This is a genomic window from Paenibacillus sp. Aloe-11, assembly GCF_000245715.1.
GTDB lineage: Bacteria > Bacillota > Bacilli > Paenibacillales > Paenibacillaceae > Paenibacillus > Paenibacillus kribbensis.
Genome location: NZ_JH601054.1, coordinates 66,321 through 69,478 on the forward strand (window position 1 = coordinate 66,321; position 3,158 = coordinate 69,478).

Annotated in this window: 1 protein-coding gene; it reads left to right on the plus strand. The window is 51.5% G+C overall.

Features of this window, described 5'->3' with window-relative positions; all coding sequences use genetic code 11:
- Window positions 1–3,158: condensation domain-containing protein (locus WG8_RS28385; RefSeq protein WP_007430357.1), on the plus strand; the 3,158-nt coding region annotated here is incomplete at both ends.

Genomic DNA, 3,158 nt, shown 5'->3' on the forward strand with positions numbered 1-3,158 from the left:
CTGGACGCGATCCCGCTGACCAGCAACGGCAAAATCGACCGCAAGGCGTTGCCGGAGCCGGAAGGTAGCATCCATACCGGCGCAGCCTATGTAGCACCGCGTACCACGGTCGAGCAGGTACTGGCTTCGGTATGGGCCGGAGTACTCGGCGTGGAAGCGGTAGGCACGCAGGATAACTTCTTCGAATTGGGCGGCGATTCGATCAAGGCGCTGCAGGTATCGTCCCGCTTGCTGCAAGCAGGCTATCGACTGGACATGAAGGACCTGTTCAGCAATCCAATGCTGTCTGCATTGGCGCTGAAAGTCCAATCTGTGACAAGATTGGCGGATCAGAGCGAAGTAGTGGGCGCTGTGGAGCTGACACCTGTTCAACAATGGTTCTTTGAGCAGAACCTGGCGGAAGCTCATCATCATAACCAGTCCATCATGCTGTATAGCAAGGACGGTTTTGATGAAACGGCACTTCGCACGGCGATGGATCAGATTATTAGCCATCACGACGCGCTGCGTACGATTTTCCGACCTGCCGAGCAGGGATATGAAGCCTGGAACCGTGCAATTGGTGAGGGTGAGCTGTATACGCTGGAACGGGCAGATTTCAGCAATGAGGCTGAGGTGTCTGTGACGATCGAGGCCAAAGCGAACGAAATTCAAGCCGGAATTCATTTGAGCGAAGGACCGCTGGTGAAGCTTGGGCTGTTCCGTTGCCCGGATGGAGATCATTTGCTGATTGCTATCCATCATTTAGTGGTGGACGGCGTATCCTGGCGCATTTTGTTCGAGGATATTGCGACAGCCTATGAGCAGGCATTGAATGGACAAGCGATTCGTCTTCCGCACAAAACGGATTCGTTCCGCACCTGGGCCGATGAGCAGTCCCGATATGCGAACGGTTCGGCAGTGGCAGCAGAACTCGCGTTCTGGCAGGAAATCGAACAGGGCGTATATGAGCCGCTTCCAAAAGACCAGCCACAGCCATATTCCTTGAATAAGGACAGCGAGATCATTACTGCCACGTGGACAGCTGAGGAAACAGAGCAGCTGTTAAAACAGGCGCATCGTGCCTACAACACGGACATGAACGATTTGCTGCTAACCGCATTGGGAATGGCTATTCAACGCTGGGCGGGCATTGAACGAGTGCTCGTCAACCTGGAAGGCCATGGACGGGAGTCCATTTTGCCAGAGCTGGATATTACTCGCACCGTTGGCTGGTTTACGACTCAATTCCCGGTTGTGCTGGATATGAGCACGGGGCAAGACCTTTCACAGCGCATCAAAAATGTGAAGGAAGGGCTGCGCCGCATTCCGCAAAAGGGCATTGGTTACGGTATTTTGAGATACCTGTCCGCAGCACGTGAGCATGCGAGCTTTGCAACCGAACCGGAAATCAGCTTTAACTATTTGGGACAATTTGATCAAGATTTGCAAAACCAAATCATTGGTGTATCTCCCTACGCAAGCGGTGCAGTGCTTAGCCCACATGCGGCAAGATCATACGCGCTGGACATGAACGGACTGATTTCAGAAGGCGAACTGCAATTGACGATCAGTTACAGCAATCAGGAATACCGCCGTGAAACGATGGAGCAGCTAGCCGAAGAGTTGAGAACCAGCTTGCAGGAAATCATTACGCATTGCGTAAGCCGCAAACAGCAGGAACTGACTCCAAGCGATGTCATGCTTAAAAATGTAACGATGGCCGAGCTGGACCAACTGATAGAGCGAACTCGCGACATTGGCGAGCTGGAAAATGTATATGCGTTGACACCGATGCAAAAAGGTATGTTGTTCCATAGTCTGATGGATGCAGATTCAGGTGCTTATTTTGAACAAACGACATTTGATCTGCGCGGACGCTTCCAAGTGGATGTTTTCCAAGACAGCTTGAATCGTTTGGCGCAGCGGCATGAGATTTTTAGAGCTAATTTCTACAGCGGCTGGCAGGATGAGCCTGTGCAGGTCATTTTCCGTCGCAAGGATATTGGTTTCCGATGTGAAGATCTGCGTCATCTGGATGATCGGGAGCGGGACGCGTATGTGAAGGAATTTATTCGCAAGGACAAGGCAGCCGGATTCGATTTGTCCCGGGATGCGTTGATGCGCGTAGCGATTTTGCGAACAGGTGACGAGAATTATTATTTTGTGTGGAGCTCTCATCACATCTTGATGGATGGCTGGTGTGTGGCGCTGGTAACGGATGAGGTGTTTGAAGCTTATTTTGCATCCGTGGAGCACAGAGAACCAAAGCTTGCCCCGGTTACTCCATACAGTCAGTATATTGAGTGGCTGGAAGCACAGGATGTAGAGGCTGCATCTTCATACTGGAAGGATTATTTGCTCGACTATGATCAGCAAACTTCGATTCCGACCGGAAAAGCAGGCGTGAAAGCGGACGGTGCGCAATTTGAGCATGTGCTGTGCGATCTGGGCAAGGACTTGACAGGACGCATTGAAATGGTTGCCAAGCAGCACCACGTGACCATGAATACATTGCTGCAAACGGCATGGGGCTTGCTGCTTCAAAAGTACAACGGTAGTGACGACGCTGTTTTTGGCGGCGTAGTGTCTGGCCGTCCGGCTGACATTCCGGGTATCGAAAATATGGTGGGCTTGTTCATTAACACCATTCCAGTACGTATCCGCAGTGGGGCTGAGGATACATTTGCCGACATGATCAGAGCAAATCAGAAGCAGGCGTTGGCATCCCAGGCTTATGAAACGTATCCGCTGTATGAAATTCAAGCCTTGACCGAGCAAAAGCAAGACCTGATCAACCACATCATCGTGTTCGAAAACTATCCGGTGGAGGAACAGGTTGAGCAGCTTGGCGAAGGCGCAGATTCGGATTTTGAAATTAGCAATGCAGGTATGATTGAACAGACCAACTATGATTTCAATCTGGTCGTCATGCCGCAGGAAGCGATGAAAATCCGATTTGAATACAATACGAAGCTGTATGATCGTGAAGCTGTTGAACGGGTTCAGGGTCATCTGGTGCAACTGCTGGAGCAGGTGGCAGCGAAGCCAGACATTCGGGTGTATGAGCTGGATGTGCTAAGCGAGCAGGAGCGTCAGCAAATTCTGGGCGTATGGGGAGATACAGCGGCCGACTATCCAAGCGAGCAAACGATTCACGGCTTGTTCGAGGCGCAAGC